Below are 16646 nucleotides of genomic sequence, written 5' to 3'. Positions count from 1 at the left end.
CGATTGGCTTCCTCAAGGCTTGTCACGCCCTAGATCACTTTCATGAGTGCTGACTGTCGCAAGTTGCGGAAGCCTTCTGCCTGAGCCTGCTTTGCAATTTTGATGGAGCTGGCTTCTTCCATAATCATGTTCGCCAGCTCGTCTGTAATCTTGACCACCTCGTAGATACCAACGCGGCCCTTATATCCTCCATTGCATTTATCACAGCCCTTGGGGCGGTACAACGTGAAGCCTGTATCAATTTGTTCCTGTGTGAACCCCTCCTCCAAAAGCACGTCTTTGGGAACATCGAAGGCTTGCTTGCAGGAATTGCAGAGCCGCCGGCCCAGACGCTGGGCAATAATCAGGCTTACGGAGGTTGCGATGTTGAACGAAGGCACGCCCATGTTCATCATCCGGGTGAGTGTTTCGGCCGCACTGTTGGTATGCAGGGTTGAAAGAACCAGGTGGCCAGTCTGCGCAGCCGCGATAGCAATATTGGCCGTTTCGAGATCCCGAATCTCACCCACCATGATCACATCGGGGTCCTGGCGTAGGAAGGCTCTCAGGGCCTCGGCGAAACCTAGCCCGACCCTGGTGTTCACGTTTACCTGGTTGATGCCCTCCAGGTTTATTTCCGCCGGGTCTTCCGCGGTGGAAATATTGATGCCCGGCGTATTCAGGATGTTCAGGCCGGTGTAAAGGGAAACGGTCTTACCAGAACCGGTAGGGCCCGTTACCAGAATCATGCCCTGGGGTTGAGCTAGGGCATCCATATAGAGTTTCTTCTGGTCTTCCTCGTACCCGAGCACGTCGATGCCCAGTTTTGCCTGGCTCGGGTCCAGAATCCGAAGCACGATCTTTTCACCCCACAAAGTAGGGAGCGTATTCACCCGAAAATCGATGGCCTTGGTTTTGGATAGCTTCATCTTGATGCGGCCATCCTGGGGCACTCGACGCTCGGAAATATCGAGCTGCGACATAATCTTCACGCGGGCAAAGATCTTCGGTGCAAGCTTGATAGAGGGTCGAGAAACTTCCTTGAGAATGCCATCCGTGCGGTAGCGCACGCGGTAGATCTTCTCGTAAGGTTCAAAGTGGATATCCGACGCGCCACCGCGAATGGCATCAAGCAACATCTTGTTCACATATTTTACGATTGGAGCGTCATCGACATCGCTGGCAGTTACGGCGCCATCGTCATCTTCCTGCTCGCCACCTTCCGTTTCGACCCCTTCAAGGTCAGCATCGTTAAGATCGCCCATCGTCGTGTCATGGGATTCCAGATACTTGTCGATGGCCTCCCGCAATTTTGCGTCGTCTACCAGAATGGCATCTGTGCTAAGGCCGGTATTAAACTTGATCTCATCCAGTGCCTGGATGTTGGTCGGGTCCGAAACCGCAATAAACAGTCGGTTCCCTCGTTTATACAAGGGAAGCGCATTGTGTTTGCGGATCAGCTTTTCGTCCACCACCTTGTCCGGCATCATCTCCGGCGTAAATGCCGAGAGGTCCAGTACTGAAACCCCGAACTCCATCGCTGCGGAAAAAGCAAGCTTCGAGCTATCCGCCAGGTTGTTCTGGGTAAGGTAGGTGATGAGTGGAATACGATTCTGCGAAGCCTGGAGAAATGCGTCCTTGGCGGTGGCTTCATCAAGAAGCCCATCATCTACGAAGCGCCTGGCCAGCCCGGTTAGAGTCACGTTGGTTTTGTTGGTAGACATAAATCGATTAAAAAAAGCTGCCTAAGTTGCTGAATCGGGTGTTTTGTCAATGCCACTGAGTTTAGATGTCTGGTGTTAGTTTGGAAAGGCGCTTTCTGTATTCATTGAGTGACGATTATCTGGAATGAATCAATCGAACGCTTCTCGGCACTGACAAAAATCGTCACCTGGTGACGTATCCTGTCGCTGCGGATCCGTTTCTATAGGGTCATGTTCGGCGACACTGGAGAGCGTAGAGGACTGAAAATAAAGCCTTAAAGCAGTAAGTTTCAAAACTGGCACGCCAGCTGCTTTGAATCGCTCAGGCTCAAAGACCGGTCGCGGGGCACGGCTCCACCGGGCCCGGGCCATTGAGAGTTGATAACCGTCAAATGCAGAGGTCGACAATGAAGAATATTCAAATCAACCACGCCCAGAAGGGTTTCACACTGATCGAACTGATGATCGTAGTTGCGATCATCGGTATCCTGGCTGCTGTTGCTATTCCTCAGTACCAGGACTACACCGCCCGTACACAGGTATCCCGCTTGGTGGGTGAGCTTAACGCTCTGAAATCCAACGCCGAAAGCATCTTTAATAGTGGTGGCGTTGTTGCCAACGAAGATGATCTTACCGTCAATCCGCGCGAAATCGGCATTGGCTGGACTGGTTCTAACCTCGTCGCCGGCGCAAACACTGCTCCTAACTTTGGTTTGACCATCAACGACGGCAACCTTGCGACCCTGTCCTGGGAGGCCACAATGGGCACCGATGCTTCTACTGCAGTTCGCGGCGCAGTCGTAACTGTATCTCGTACTGCTAACGGCGCATACACCTGCACCATCACTGCCCCTGCAGCTGGTGGCGGCTGGAAAGACAGCTACGCTCCTGCAGGCTGCCCGGTATCCTAATGTAGGATAGCTGAGAAGTAGTCTCCGCCACGATTCGCCAGAATCAGCGCGGAAATAAAGAAAGCCCGGGACTTAGGCCCCGGGCTTTTTTGTTGCAACGACCACCACATCAGTTAATTTGTGTTGGGGGTCACCAGCCGGCTAGCTGGAGGGTTAAAAAGTTGAGAGCTGATCAGATAGTACCCGTAGTGGCAGGGTGCGTAGTAGTCCTCTGTTTGTGTGCCGTGATGTTCGCGGATTTCCTCCCCACCCATGGCGGTTCGTATGCGGATCAGCGTTTTCTTTTGGTGGGTTTAATTGGATTTGTTTCGTGTGCCGCCACTATTTGGTTCCTATTCAAAGCATTACCGTCGGCGAAACTCTCGCTACACTTGTTACCTGCGATTGCGTTTATTCTCGGCTTTTCTGTTCTTTCGCTTGGTTTTTTTGAAAAGGATTACGTTTTTGTGGAGCCAGGCCTCTACTCGTTTTATTTCGCTGCAATTGTATCTTCTGGTTTAGTCCTGGCTATGCAGGGGCTGGTAAATCGCTACCTCGAGATTCTCGTTTCCGTTGCTGCCGGTTCGTGCTTTCTCTACGGCGCCATGTCGGTCAATGTGTACCTGTTTGCATTGGCGGATGGGCAGGCAGACCTCTCAGATTTAATTCCCTGGGGCTTTGTAAATATTAGGTACTGGAGTCATGTTGCCACTTGGCTTTTGCCAATTCTGCCACTGGCTGTACTTATTGGCCCATTGCGAGAATACCGGCTTTGGCGTTCCCTCGTCGCTATAGGAGCCGGGATTTGGTGGTGGATTATTTTCTTGTCTGCTTCTCGCGGATCAATTGTTGGTGTTGTCACTGGTGTGCTTATCATAATGCTGTGCTTTGGCCGGCAAAGCTGGCCCTGGATAAGGCAATTTACCGCCTATCTCTTGGCAGGTGGGGCGATTTGGTTAGTCCTTTCTGTCTTGGTGCCATCGCTGTTTTTAGGCGAAACAGAGTTACGTTCTGGTCACGCTACCAGCTCTGGGAGGCTGCCGCTTTTTACGGAAGCGTGGCAAATGAGCATCCAGCATTTCCCATTCGGTATGGGGCCCCAATCGTGGTTAACCCACGATATCCTCACTGAGGAGTATTCAGCAAGCCGTAAGTTTGGGCACCCGCATAACATGTATCTGATGTGGGCTGCCGAGTATGGGTGGCTGCTGGTCTTCCTGCTCGCCATATATGCGGTTCAGTGCACTTTCCTTTTCTGGAAGCGCCGAACCACCTTGCTTTTGGAAGGCGAAACAAACGATATCAATGTGTTGTGTGGCGTTGCTGCCTCCGTGATTGGAGCGCTGGTACACGCGGGCGTGTCCGCAGTATTCATAGCGCCGGGGTCAATGTTGGTTGGAGTGTTGGTACTGGCCGGCTTCTGGGCGTTACTTGTCCCGTGCGGCTTGTTTGAGGTGCGAGGAGTGCAAGCGAATCCAAAATCGAGTGGGAGGCTTGTGTTTACCGCCTTTTTGGCGCCGCTGATTGTCTTGCTTTGGCTTCTATGGCTGGGTCAGGTTCATTCCTATTATGTTGATATGAGGACCGATGAGATTTACTACAAAGAGGAGCTAAAGCAGCCAACAATGCCGCGCTTCTGGTTTCACGGAAACTTTCCTCGAGGTGACGCTCCGTAAATTCCGCCTGGACGCGAAGCAAGAGACTCTTCTCCGATTCGCAAACACTTTGGTCCGATCTTTGCTCATCCCAAGGTATCGTAGAGTCTGTGGAATACAAGGCATGTCTGCAAAAAATCGTGGTTTTACCCTTATTGAACTCATGATCGTTGTTGCGATCATAGGGATTCTTGCGTCCTTTGCGTTGCCAGCCTACCAGGGGCACGTGATGCAATCTCAAATTAATCAGGCGCTTGGGGAACTAGCCGCCTACAAGTCGGCCGTGGAGGAGCGCCTTGTCCGGAACGGTACGCTCGCAAACTCCGATATCGGTTATTCCCCTTCACCCTTAACTACGGGTACCCCGGCGACTGATATAGCAGTGTTAAATCCTGACGGTTCTGGGCACCTCCAGGTGACCATGGGCGGCAATGCACACGGCGACCTTTCGGGGTTGGTGTTGAGGCTCGAACGCACGGTCAACGGAACCTGGAATTGTGTGGTTGATACAAGCGGTGCCTCAAACTGGAGAGACAGGTATAGCCCATTAGGTTGTACTGTTATTTAAACCTCCACTTCTTCAAACAGTTCAGGCACCTCTGCATCCCAGCCGAATTTTTCGCAAATCCGCTTGCGCATTACGTCACTCGCAACCAGCTCGCCGTGAGTGACGTACACCTTCTCCGGCTTAAGTGAACCTTGCTCCAGCCAGGTTAGAATCTCGTTGTAATCACCATGGGCGGAGAGAGAGTCGAGGTTATGAATTTCGGCTTTCACCGGCCAGTACTCGCCATGAATCTTCACCGATTCCGCACCATTCACTAACGCATCACCACGAGTACCCGGTGCCTGGAAGCCCGCAAACACGATGCTGTTTCGAGGATTCGGTAGCAGCGTTTTCAGGTGGTGCAGCACACGCCCACCACTGGCCATCCCACTCGCAGAAATAATCACGCAGGGGTAGCGCACCGCGTCCAGTTCGATGGACTCTTCCACCTTGCGTACAAAAGTGGTTTTCTCATCAATCAGTTCACACTGGGCGGCACTAAGCTTGTGCTCCTTATGGTGCTTGCAGAAAATCTCGGTGGCCTTAATGGCCATGGGGCTGTTAAGGAACACGGGCAGCTTGGGAATCTTCCCGTCACTCATGATCTTGTGAATCACATAGAGCAGCATCTGCGCGCGGCCAACGGCAAAGGCTGGTAAAAGCACGATTCCGCCGCGCCCCGCCGTCTTCGTGATGATTTCGGCCAATTCCGCTTCCGGGTCCGTCTCTCCATGAGCTCGATCGCCGTAGGTAGATTCGCACACCAGCACATCAGCCTCTTGCAGCGGCTCCGGCGGCCGCATGATGATGTCGTTTTGTCGTCCCACATCCCCGCTGAACACAACCGTTCTGTCCGCGCCCTGGTGATGAACGTGCACACAGGATGACCCCAGAATATGCCCTGCCGGGGTAAAGGTTACCTGGAACCCTTTTGCCGGTTCGAACGCCTCATGGTAGTGCAGGGACTCAAAATGTTTGAGCGCTTCCCAAGCGTCTTTCTCGGTAAACAGCGGCTCCGGCTTCTCGTGCTTCGAGAACTTCTTGCGGAAGGCGTATTTTGCATCCTCCTCCTGCAGGAAGCCGGCGTCAGGTAGCAGTACCTTGCACAGTTCATGGGTGGCCTTGGTGCAGTATACCTTTCCTTTGAAGCCGTTCTTTACGAGGGCTGGCAGATAGCCGGAATGATCGATATGGGCGTGGGTCAGCACCACCGCATCAATGGTGGAGGGATCCACCGGAAACTTCGCCCAGTTACGCCGGCGCAGGGTTTTCACGCCCTGGTACATGCCGCAGTCTACCAGTACCCGGTGCTTCTCGTCCGAGAGCAGGTAGCGTGAGCCAGTAACTGTTCCTGTGCCGCCAAGGAAGCGAAGTTTCATAGAGGCGTCCTTCTGGTTCTTTGTTAAGGGAGTGTTACTATTACCCATAATAGTTCATAACGTTTTGATCTGAAGCAGGAAGCGAATCGCATGCATTACAGCTCCATCCTCCCGGATGTCATCAAGGTAGCAGACGAAGCCAGCGAAAAAGTGCTGCATATCTACCAGTCTGATTTCAAGGTGAGCTACAAAGCAGACGATTCTCCGATCACGGCCGCAGACACCGCCGCCCACGACATCATCACCCATGGCCTGCGCAGCATCAGTCGGGATATCCCCATTCTTTCGGAAGAGGGGAAGGATATCCCCTGGGAAGAGCGCAAACACTGGCGCCGGTTCTGGCTGGTGGACCCTGTCGACGGTACCAAGGACTTCACTCAACGCACGGGTGAGTTCACCGTCAACATCGCCATGATTGAGGATGGTGAGCCGGTTATGGGTGTGGTCATCGCGCCGGCCCTGAAAGAAGCTTACTGGGGAGTGGTAGGTGAGGGTGCCCACATGCGTGATCGAATTGGCAAAGTTCACCGAATTCGGGTGGCGGAGCCCAAAGAAGTAAAACGTGTGGTGGCTAGCAAGAACCACCTCAACTCGGAAACCAGAGCATTTATCGACAAGCTTGGCGATCACGAGTTGGTGCAGGCAGGCAGCTCGCTCAAGTTTTGCCGTATTGCCGAGGGCCACGCCGATATATACCCGCGTATGGGGCCAACCTGCGAGTGGGACACGGGCGCAGCGCAGGCGGTGCTGGTGGCTGCCGGCGGGAAAGTGCAAACGGTAGATGGCCAGCCATTGAAATACGGTAAACAAGATGTGTTAAATCCGTATTTCATTGCGGCGGGAAGTTGGTACCTTCCACAGCCATGACATGGTACGCACTTCAGTACAAGCCCGCGCAGGGTGACCGCGCCCTGCAGCATCTTCAAAATCAGGACATTACCTGTTTCTACCCGAAAATTACGGTGGAGAAAATCAAGGCTGGCAAGCGCACCAAGAAGCTTGAGCCGTTGTTTCCGGGTTACCTGTTCGTGAATCTGGAACAATCGGATCCCGTGTGGGCAAAACTGCGCTCTACTCGCGGTGTGTTGAGGATTGTGGGTTTTGCTAACAAGCCCGCGGCCATCGGTGACGATGTGATCCATCATATAAAGGATAGTCTCGATTCCGTAGCAGAGCAGGGCGGTATCAAACCTGGCCAGGCCGTGCAGCTGCATGAAGGGCCATTTGAAGGCATCAATGCCATTTTTCAGGCTTACGACGGTGAGGCGCGTGCCATAGTGCTCATCAACTTTATGCAGAAGCAGCAGAGGGTAAGAGTTCCGATCTCTGCTATAAAAAATTAAAGGTAATGCCATGCAAGCGCCACTCTGAGTGTGGGAGCCCCGGGCAATATCCATCTATGGGTTGCCCGGATAATAATAAAAAGGATGAACCGATATGGAAGAAAGGCAGCGTTCAGCTCAACACATCCCTAACGACGAGATCAGCCTTGTGGACCTGGCCTCCACTTTTCTGAAGCGTCGACGAATCTTCTATATTGTGTTTCTGATTTCACTCGCTGCGGGCGTTCTGTATGCCATTCTGATTCCGGAGAAATATGATTACGTCAGCCTGTTCAAATTAGCGGAAAAGGAAGCAGGGAGCTTTGTTGAAAAGCCTGCCACAGTTATAGCCACGCTTGAAAATCGTTGGCTCCCTGAAATTCAGGCCAAATACCGTGCAGAGCAGGATCAGTCAATTGCTTTCGATGTGATCTTTTCTAATCCCGAGAATACGGGCCTTGTCCGAATTGTCTCTGAAGCTTCGCCAGCGAGTGCTGATGACGTTAAGCAGATTCACGGCCAACTTATCGAGAAACTGGAGCAGACCCAATCTGTTGCGGTGGCTACCCTCAAAAGTAACCTGGAAAGACAAATCGAATCTTTGACCTCAACTATCGAGAGGTTGGAAGGTTCTCAGGATGTGGGGGCAGCCATAGCCGACGCAGTGAATAAACGCCTCTCCCTTGAAATGCTTCTCCATTCAATCCAGCCTGCAGAACTTCTGGTGCTTAATCGCCAAATGGCAGAACGAAAAGGGCCCGCACGGAGCCTGATCGTGGTTTTGGCTGCCATGTTGGGTTTGATGGGCGGTATATTTCTTTCGTTTTTTGCCGAGTTTGTAAGCTTGGTTAGAGCCAATCTGAACGAAATGTAGACGATAAGGTTGAGGTTCCAAACCTTTAACAAATCTTTACCCCCATAACCTCCTGATAACCCATGTGTCAGACTTTTTGTCACTTGCTTGTCATAGACATTGCCGTAAAATCGTCACGCTTCTGAAACAGTACATTCATCTACCGACAAGGATACAGTTGGGAGTCAGTTGTCCCCTTCCTTTTGCCTGTTTCCTGTCGCTTTTCAGATAATCCAATTTTATGACCTTAAAACACTGGGCCCTGGTCGGTGGGGCGGTAGCGTGTCTGACAAGTGTTGCTTTATCGGCTGCACCTTGGCTCGAGCCGGGAGATTCGCGGGCGCGATTTGCGGCCCAGAAACTGGCAGACCGCGGCCATATGGATCGCACCATCAGCACCTGGCCAATGATGTGGAGCACGGTCCACAGTGGTCTGGAGGACAGCGTTAGCTCTGACCAGTCTTCGGTGGGCTCCGCTGCAGCCTACTTGCGCTTCGAAAAAGAACAGCGGGCTCAGCAGGGCTTCCGGGGCGAATACAGCCTCTATGGCAGTAGCGAGATACCCGGAGTTCGCGGTTTTGATCAGAACCCGCTTGCGAAAGCCGGAACGGCGATTAATCTCCAGTGGCAAGGCGAAGTATGGGCCTTGGGGCTCAAGCCTTCATACGCCTATGAAAGCGATGATGACGAAGAGCTTCGCCTGGATGGCAGCTACCTGGCTGCGGCTGCAGGTAACTGGGTGTTCGGCGCTGGGGCCATTGACCGGTGGTGGGGGCCCGGCTGGCAGTCCAGCCTCATTCTCTCCAACAACGCCCGCCCCATGCCGGCGCTCTGGATTAATCGGAACAATACCCACGCTTTTGAAACCCCTTGGTTAAGTTGGGTCGGACCCTGGCAGTTCACAGTGCTAGCCGGCCAGTATGAAAGTGACCGTGCGGTGCCCGATGCCAAACTCATTGGCATGCGCTTCACGTTCCGCCCGATCGATGGCCTGGATATTGGTCTTTCACGGGCCATCATGTTTGGTGGAGAAGGGCGACCTGAAGGCGCGTCGACCATATGGAACGCGCTGATCGGCCGCGATAACGGCCAGCTCGAGGAAGACGACCCTGGCAACCAGCTCGCCAGCATTGATGCCCGCTATGGATTCGCACTTGGCCAGCAATCCATGGGGCTATACGCCCAGATGATGGGCGAAGACGAAGCTGGCGCTTTCCCGGCCCGTAAGTCCTGGCTTTTGGGCACGGACTGGACGACGCAGCTATTCAACGCTGATCAGCAATGGTTTGTAGAATATACCAACACCCTGGCGGACGACTTCCTGGGCGATGCCATGCCCAACATCACCTACGATCATTCTCGTTATCGCTCCGGCTACCGCTATTACGGCCGCAGCATGGCCGCAAGTTTTGATGGCGACTCTGAAGTGCTCACTCTGGGTGCCTTAAACTTTCTCGACAGCGGCACCAACATCAGTGCCAAGGTGAGTTTCGCGAGACTCAATAAAGAAGGCGTCATCCGCAGTGAAGCACCGAACGACGATATCTTTTATACCGTGCCCGACGTCGATCAGAATGTAACCATTCTCGATGTAGGCTATGGAACGCGATTGCTTAGCGGCTGGCTGGATCTGAACTTCCAGGCCTCCGATAAGAAAATTCAGTATCAGGGTGGCGAGAAAGACCTGTGGTCTCTCGGCGCCACCTGGACTTACCGCTTCTGAACCCTGTTTATATTTAAACGTCCGTGAGCGTACGTGGCATACATTTCAAGACTTAAACCGGAACATAACCAGTGAACCTGAAATCCCTGCTCATTCCTCTGGCCATGCTGCTCCCCATGGCAGTAACCGCCCAGTCCATCAGCCAGTCCCAGATCGAACAGTTTCAGAGCCTGCCCCGGGCCCAACAGGAAGCCTTGGCCAGCCAGTACGGTCTCGATCTGGACGATATACAATCCTCGGGGCAACGCAATCAGCGCCCTCAAGACGTTCAGGTAGTAGAGCCAGTCGCGAGTATTACCGACGAAGACAGGGAACAGGCGCGCAGAGAGAAGGAAGAAGACAAGAAGGAGCAGGAAGCTGCGGATAAAAATGGAGGCCTGAAACCATTCGGCTATGATCTCTTCAGAGGCAGCCCAACAACCTTCGCTCCTGTGACGGAGATCCCTGTTCCCTCCGAGTACACGTTAGGCCCGGGTGACGTATTGCGAATCCAGCTCTGGGGTAAGGAAAACCAGAGCCTGGAACTGCCCGTCAGCCGGGATGGCACCATCAGCTTTCCCCAATCCGGCCCTATGAGCGTGGCAGGGCTGAGCTTTGATGAAGCGCGGCAGCAAATTCGCAAACAGGTATCTGAGCAATACATCGGCGTGCAGGCCAGTGTCTCCCTGGGCGAATTGCGCAGCATGCGAGTATTCGTGCTTGGGGAGGCTCGTAACCCCGGTTCTTATTCAGTGAGTTCACTCTCTACCATCACCAATGCCCTGTACGTCTCTGGTGGCATCAAACAAACCGGCTCCTTGCGAAACCTTCAGCACAAACGTGACGGCAAGCTGGTGGGCACGCTGGATCTTTATGAACTACTGCTCCAGGGCGACAGCTCCAACGATAACCGCTTGCAGCCGGGCGACGTAATCTTTATTCCCCCGGTGGGCGAGCGCGCTGGCATTGATGGTGAAGTATATCGCCCCGCACTGTACGAGCTTAAAAACGAGAACAGCCTGGCAGATCTGGTTAGCATGGCTGGTGGCCTTACCTCCCAGGCCTATCCCCAGCGTATAAATATAGAGCGGACTAATGAAGATTTTCTCAGGATCATCGCTGAGGCAGATTACACAGCGGCCAAAGGAAAGAAAGCGCGAATCCAGGCCGGAGACAGGGTGAATATTCCGTCAATTTCAGATATCACTGGCCAGTACATAGAGATCAGCGGCGCTGCCACCCGCCCCGGCCGTTTTGCCTGGGTGCCAGGCATGCGGGTAAGTTCAGTTATCAGGAATATTGATGCGGATTTGATGCCCATTGCTGACAAGCGATATGCGGCCATCGTTCGCACCGATAAATCCACTGACACGATTTCAGTATTGAATCTGAGGTTGAGAAACGCCATCCAAAATCCAGGGAGTGAATTCGATTTTCTGCTGGAGGAAAAAGACAAGCTGCTAATTTTCTCAGATGCTGGAAAAGTGGAGCGCGATAAGGAGCTTCTCGAGAAGAGCGACGACATCGAGGATGAGGAGCGACGCAAGTTCACCCGTGAACGTCTTTTTGAACCCGTGCTTCGTCGCCTGAAGAGCCAGGCAACACCTTCATCACCGCAGAGGACCATTCAGATAACCGGGCCGGTACGATATCCTGGCGAATATCCCCTGCCTGCCTCCAGGCAGCTTGCGGATGCAGTTTTCGTGGCCGGAGGTTTGAAGGACTCTGCATCGCTGTTCAATGCAGAAGTGGCGCGTTACACCACCGATGAGAATGGCATTGGCAAGACCAGAATTCTTAACGTGAATCTGGCCGATGCCATGGACGGTAATGGCACCCTGGCCCTCCAGAGTCGAGACCGGATATTGATCAAATCAATCCCGGAGTTCGCAAAAACCAGCACCATTGAACTGCAAGGTGAAGTGCGTTATCCGGGCGTATACACCTTTCGCAATGGTGAAACGCTCAAACAAGTCATCGAGCGCGCTGGTGGCCTCACCGGGAACGCTTTCCCCAGAGGTGCGGTATTTACCCGTGAAAAGCTGCGCCTGTTGGAGGCACAACGTCTGCGTGAAGCGGAAGAGCGCCTGCAGGGAGATCTTCTCGGCGTTCAGCTTGAAGGCGATGGGCTAGGCGGCGAGAGTGCTGATCGGGCGCAGCAGGTCGAGGAGCTGCTTGAAGATGTTCAAAGCAGCCGACCGGTTGGTCGTATGGTGGTTGACCTTGAGGCGGTCGTGAACGATGAAAGCTATCAGGCGATCCGCCTTCAGGATGGCGATAGGCTCACCATTCCAACCGTTCCCCAGTCCGTCACCGTATTCGGCGAAGTGCAATTTCCCACCAGCCACCTGCACCAGGCCGGCTTGACCGTGGATGACTACCTTGATCGTTCTGGCGGGCCAACCCGCCAAGCCGATGATAGCCGGGTGTATGTTGTGAAGGCAGACGGCTCTGTGATGCTGCCCGAGAAAAGCCGTTGGTTCGGTGGCCGCAGTCAGCAGTTGGAGCCGGGAGACACGATTATCATGCCGATCGACGTGGACCGCCTGAACCAGCTGGAGCTCTGGTCTAACGTAAGCCAGATCGTTTATCAAATGGCCTTGGGTGCAGCAGCGGTAGGAAACCTGTAATGACTAAATACGAACCTCATACGTATGAGCCAACAAAGGAAGTGGCCCATTACCCGGATGACGAAATAGATCTGCGGGAACTGTTCCTGACGCTTTGGCGGGGCAAATGGATAATCCTGGCCACTACAATCGCCTTTGCAGCCGCAGGTGTGTTCTATGCCTTAAGCCAGCCCAACATTTATCAGGCCAGTGTGCTCCTCGCTCCCACCCAGGAGGAAGGCGTCGCAAACGGGATTAGTGGTCAACTGGGTGGATTGGCAAGCTTGGCGGGTATTAACTTAGGCGGTGGAGGGACCAATAAGACAGTCATGGCAAAAGAAATCTTGAAGTCTCGCGCCTTTCTCACAGATTTTATTCATCGGCACGATCTGGTAATTCCTCTAATGGCAACAAAAGCCTGGGACATGAGAGAAAATCAGTGGGTGATTGACCGAGAAGTCTACAGCCCGAGCAACAATCAGTGGCGCACCAATGAAGACGGTGAGGTTTTGGAGCCTACTGATTGGGATATGGTAAACAAGTTTAAAGCCAGCCATCTTAGTATTTCTGAGAATAAAGAGAATGGCATGGTGACGTTGAGTGTCAAAAGCCAATCTCCCCCAGTTGCCAAGGCCTGGGCTGATATGTTGGTTAAAGACATTAACGAACACATGCGTCAGCAGGATGTAAGAGAATCAGAGGCTCGCATTGCCTATCTGGAAGAAAAGCTCAGTGAAACCAATATTGCGGGAATGCAGCAAGTGTTCTATCAGCTTATTGAAAGCGAAACCCGCACGGTAATGCTCGCCAATGCGCGGGATGAATACATATTCAAAACTGTGGACCCCGCAGTAATACCCCAGGAAAAGAGCAGTCCCAAACGCGCGTTGATCGCAATCGTTGCGGTAATGTTGGGTGGCATGCTGGGGATTTTTCTCGTGTTCGTCATCGCCTTCATTCGGAACACTAGAAAGCGGGTCACATAAGAGACCTGTCCAAGTTCCAGAGCACTATTGATGCAGCTCTCCAAGTCTCCAAATTTCAATTCACTAACTGAAATCGTTAATCAAGATGCAAAAAGATCAGCGCACCATTGCCGTTATAGGTCTGGGCTACGTAGGACTGCCTTTAGCCGTTGAGTTCGGGAAAAAACGCAACGTAATTGGTTTTGATATTGACCAGAGCCGAATTAATGAACTTCAGGCCGGGCACGATTCCACTCTTGAAGTGGAGGACGAACTTCTCGTCGAGGCGAAGGGGCTTAGCTTTACTACGAACCCCGCAGATTTGGCCGCCGCGAATGTGTACATCGTTACGGTTCCGACTCCGATTACCGAGCACAAAACACCGGACCTTACTCCATTGGTCAAAGCCAGCGAAACCATTGGCAAGACACTAAAAAAGGGTGATGTCGTTGTTTACGAATCGACAGTATACCCAGGGGCTACAGAAGAGGATTGCGTGCCCGTTTTAGAGAAAGCGTCTGGCCTTAAATTCAACCAGGATTTTTATGTTGGTTACAGCCCTGAGCGAATCAACCCTGGGGACAAAGAGCATCGGGTTACCAACATAAAAAAAGTCACTTCGGGCTCTACACCTGAAATCGCCGAGCTGGTAGATGACCTTTACAACGAAATCATCACGGCAGGCACTCACAAAGCCAGCACCATTAAGGTGGCTGAAGCTGCCAAGGTTATCGAGAATACCCAGCGCGACCTGAATATTGCTCTTATCAATGAATTGGCGGTTATATTTAATCGAATGGATATTGATACTGAAGCCGTATTGGAAGCTGCTGGCACGAAATGGAACTTTCTTCCGTTTCGACCCGGGCTCGTTGGCGGCCATTGCATCGGGGTCGACCCGTACTACCTGACCCATAAAGCGCAGGCCATTGGTTACCACCCTGAAATAATTCTGGCAGGCCGACGCCTGAATGACAGTATGGGGGAGTATGTCGTATCCCAACTGGTAAAAGGCATGCTCAAAAAACGCATTCACGTTGAAGGCGCGCGGGTGCTCGTTATGGGACTAACCTTCAAGGAAAATTGCCCTGATTTACGCAACACCCGGGTTATCGACATTGTGCGCGAACTAAAGGAATACAACACTCAGGTAGACGTGTATGACCCCTGGGTGTCGAAAGAAGAGGCTGAGCAAGAATACGGCATTGCGCCAGTAAGCGAACTTGAACACGGCGTCTACGATGCGATTATTATTGCCGTTGGCCACCAGCAGTTCGCAGCAATGGGCATGGGGAGCATCCGCAAATTAGGTAAACAAGACGACCACCTTGTTTACGACCTGAAGTATCTGTTTCCTGCGAACCAGACCGATCTGCGTCTCTGACTATCCCTGGAAAATTTACACACATCGTTATTGGAGTAATTGAAGCGTGAGCAAGAAGTTTGCACTTATCGGCGCTGCCGGTTATATCGCCCCTCGACACATGAAAGCCATCAAGGAAACCGGAAATGATCTTGTGGCGGCATTGGACAAAAATGACTCGGTTGGCATTATCGACAGCTTTTTTCCGGACGCGGATTTTTTTACCGAGTTCGAGCGATTTGACCGGCATATTGACAAGCTGAGAAGAGCGAACGGCGGTCGCGCGGTGGACTATGTAGGCATTTGTTCGCCGAACTACCTGCACGACTCCCACATGCGTTTCGCACTACGCTCCGGTGCTGATGCTATTTGCGAAAAGCCATTGGTTCTGAACCCCTGGAACATTGATGGACTTCAGGAAATCGAGCGGGACACGGGGCAGAAGGTAAACACTATACTTCAATTGCGTCTGCACCCTTCCATTATCGCGTTGCGGGAAAAAGTGCAGAAAGAGCAGAAAGCGACCAAGCACGAAGTGGACCTCACTTATATCACCTCTCGTGGTCACTGGTATCTGCAGTCCTGGAAGGGCGACGAACACAAGTCAGGTGGCATTGCCACCAACATCGGCGTTCACTTCTACGATATGTTGCACTTTATCTTCGGTGAGTTGCAGGAGAACGTGGTCCATCACAGTGACGACACGATGGCCGCCGGATATCTGGAATACGAGAACGCCAGAGTGCGGTGGTTCCTATCTGTGGATTATAAATATGTTCCGGAGAGCGCAAAGGCGGATGGCCAGCGCACCTACCGTTCGATAACAGTAGACGGCGAGGAAATCGAGTTCTCTGGTGGCTTCACAGACCTCCATACCCGCAGTTATGAGGAGATTCTCAAGGGGAACGGGTTTGGTCTGGAAGAAAACCGCGTAGCGATTGAGACCGTTGCCGCCATCAGAAATGCCAGTCTCGCAAGCCTGACCGGCGATTATCATCCCTTCCTCAAAAAAGTCTGATCGTCTGCCTCCCTCTCCTCCGGCGGGATAGGGGGGAAGTACTCGCGGTTTCACAATAAGAGGATACCTTATGCCCGTAACCATTCACCCCAGTGCCATCGTTGACGACGGCGCGGAAATAGGCGAAGGCTCCCGCGTATGGCACTTCGTTCACGTATGCGGTGGCGCCAGAGTTGGTCAAAATGTATCAATGGGCCAGAACGTGTTCATTGGTAACAAAGTAACCATTGGCGACAACTGCAAAATCCAGAACAACGTTTCCGTATACGACAATGTTCACCTTGAAGAGGGCGTATTCTGCGGCCCTAGCATGGTATTCACGAACGTCTACAACCCACGCTCCCTCATTGAGCGTAAGGACGAATATCGTGACACGCTGATTAAAAAAGGGGCTACTCTGGGGGCCAACTGCACCATAGTATGCGGTGTAACCGTTGGTGAATACGCCTTCGTTGGCGCTGGTGCGGTCATTAATAAGGATGTCCCGGCATACGCGTTGATGGTTGGTGTACCTGCCAGGCAGATCGGTTGGATGAGCGAATTCGGCGAACAACTGGATCTACCCGTGCAAGGAGATGGCGAAACCACATGCCCTCACACCGGCAGCCGATACGTGCTTAAAGACAACCAATTGGTCAAATCCTGAGAGTGCTCTCAGATA

General features: G+C 52.7%; 14 protein-coding genes. 12 read left to right on the top strand and 2 right to left on the bottom strand.

Annotation, left to right across the window (positions count from 1 at the left end):
• Window positions 1-29: 29 nt before the first annotated feature.
• On the bottom strand, window positions 30-1703 hold the full coding sequence (gene pilB, locus A8B84_RS01595; RefSeq protein ID WP_064232327.1) for a type IV-A pilus assembly ATPase PilB: 1674 nt from the start codon (window positions 1701-1703) through the stop codon (window positions 30-32).
• Window positions 1704-2089: 386 nt separating this feature from the next.
• On the opposite strand from pilB, the gene A8B84_RS01590 reads away from it, so the two are divergent.
• From A8B84_RS01590 to A8B84_RS01580, 3 genes are all read left to right on the top strand, one after another.
• Complete coding sequence (locus A8B84_RS01590) at window positions 2090-2593, top strand: pilin (protein WP_064228719.1); 504 nt, start codon at window positions 2090-2092, stop codon at window positions 2591-2593.
• 227 nt (window positions 2594-2820) lie between these two features.
• Window positions 2821-4248 carry an O-antigen ligase family protein gene (locus A8B84_RS01585; protein ID WP_064228720.1) on the top strand — a complete coding sequence of 476 codons (1428 nt, stop codon included), beginning with the start codon at window positions 2821-2823 and terminating at the stop codon, window positions 4246-4248.
• 103 nt (window positions 4249-4351) lie between these two features.
• Complete coding sequence (locus tag A8B84_RS01580; protein ID WP_064228998.1) at window positions 4352-4795, top strand: pilin; 444 nt, start codon at window positions 4352-4354, stop codon at window positions 4793-4795.
• On the opposite strand, the gene A8B84_RS01575 is transcribed toward A8B84_RS01580, so the two are convergent.
• Entirely contained in the window at window positions 4792-6153 is a 1362-nt protein-coding gene (locus A8B84_RS01575) for an MBL fold metallo-hydrolase (protein ID WP_064228721.1), read from the bottom strand. The two genes, A8B84_RS01580 and A8B84_RS01575, sit on opposite strands and share 4 nt — an antisense overlap.
• 90 nt (window positions 6154-6243) lie before the next feature.
• Between A8B84_RS01575 and cysQ the strand changes: the two genes are divergently transcribed.
• From cysQ to wbpD, 9 genes are all read left to right on the top strand, one after another.
• Window positions 6244-7020 carry a 3'(2'),5'-bisphosphate nucleotidase CysQ gene (cysQ, locus tag A8B84_RS01570; RefSeq protein ID WP_064228722.1) on the top strand — a complete coding sequence of 259 codons (777 nt, stop codon included), beginning with the start codon at window positions 6244-6246 and terminating at the stop codon, window positions 7018-7020.
• Window positions 7017-7496 carry a transcription/translation regulatory transformer protein RfaH gene (rfaH, locus tag A8B84_RS01565; RefSeq protein WP_053112646.1) on the top strand — a complete coding sequence of 160 codons (480 nt, stop codon included), beginning with the start codon at window positions 7017-7019 and terminating at the stop codon, window positions 7494-7496. The genes cysQ and rfaH overlap by 4 nt, the downstream gene beginning before the upstream one ends.
• Window positions 7497-7590: 94 nt before the next feature.
• The gene (locus A8B84_RS01560) at window positions 7591-8349 is read left to right on the top strand and encodes a Wzz/FepE/Etk N-terminal domain-containing protein (protein ID WP_064228723.1); all 759 of its coding nucleotides are present in this window, start codon (window positions 7591-7593) and stop codon (window positions 8347-8349) included.
• A gap of 220 nt (window positions 8350-8569) precedes the next feature.
• Complete coding sequence (locus A8B84_RS01555) at window positions 8570-10051, top strand: capsule assembly Wzi family protein (RefSeq protein WP_064228724.1); 1482 nt, start codon at window positions 8570-8572, stop codon at window positions 10049-10051.
• A 71-nt stretch (window positions 10052-10122) separates the two neighbouring features.
• Window positions 10123-12660 carry an SLBB domain-containing protein gene (locus A8B84_RS01550; RefSeq protein WP_064228725.1) on the top strand — a complete coding sequence of 846 codons (2538 nt, stop codon included), beginning with the start codon at window positions 10123-10125 and terminating at the stop codon, window positions 12658-12660.
• The gene (locus A8B84_RS01545; protein ID WP_064228726.1) at window positions 12660-13625 is read left to right on the top strand and encodes a Wzz/FepE/Etk N-terminal domain-containing protein; all 966 of its coding nucleotides are present in this window, start codon (window positions 12660-12662) and stop codon (window positions 13623-13625) included. Before A8B84_RS01550 ends, A8B84_RS01545 begins: the two co-directional genes overlap by 1 nt.
• Before the next feature lie 85 nt (window positions 13626-13710).
• Window positions 13711-14988 (top strand): Vi polysaccharide biosynthesis UDP-N-acetylglucosamine C-6 dehydrogenase TviB, encoded by a 1278-nt coding sequence (gene tviB, locus A8B84_RS01540; protein ID WP_064228727.1) that lies wholly within the window; start codon window positions 13711-13713, stop codon window positions 14986-14988.
• Between the two features lie 46 nt (window positions 14989-15034).
• Window positions 15035-15985, top strand: a complete 951-nt coding sequence (locus A8B84_RS01535) for a Gfo/Idh/MocA family protein (RefSeq protein ID WP_227512760.1) — start codon at window positions 15035-15037, stop codon at window positions 15983-15985.
• Window positions 15986-16055: 70 nt separating this feature from the next.
• Window positions 16056-16631: a UDP-2-acetamido-3-amino-2,3-dideoxy-D-glucuronate N-acetyltransferase gene (wbpD, locus tag A8B84_RS01530; protein WP_064228728.1), complete on the top strand. Its 576-nt coding sequence runs from the start codon at window positions 16056-16058 to the stop codon at window positions 16629-16631.
• The last annotated feature ends 15 nt before the right edge of the window (window positions 16632-16646 follow it).

Origin of the sequence: Marinobacter sp. EhC06 (assembly GCF_001650915.1) — a bacterium.
Taxonomy (GTDB): Bacteria; Pseudomonadota; Gammaproteobacteria; order Pseudomonadales; family Oleiphilaceae; genus Marinobacter.
This window is presented reverse-complemented; position numbering and strand designations above follow the sequence as displayed.